Here is a 259-nt window from a genome sequence, read left to right on the forward strand (position 1 = left end):
GCTGACCCCCGCGATGAGTGAGATCGCCGTTGCGCTCGACGACATCAATAGCTTTCGCGACCGTGTGGGCGGGACTTTGCGGCTGAATGTGCCGACAGTCGCTGCCATGGTGGTGATGCCTGATATCGTCAATCGCTTTTTGAAGAACTATCCGGGGATATCGGTCGAAATCGTTGCCGAAGACAGCTTCATCGATGTGCTCGCGGCCGGGTTTGACGCCGGCATTCGGTATGACGAGAGGTTGGAAAAGGATATGATC

Annotated in this window: 1 protein-coding gene; it reads left to right on the forward strand. The window is 56.0% G+C overall.

All coding sequences use genetic code 11. The annotated features are described in order from the left end of the window. Positions 1 to 259: LysR substrate-binding domain-containing protein (locus tag ACPYOJ_RS35785; RefSeq protein WP_481420448.1), on the forward strand; the 259-nt coding region annotated here is incomplete at both ends.

The organism is Rhizobium sp. SVR5-9E, assembly GCF_056755095.1.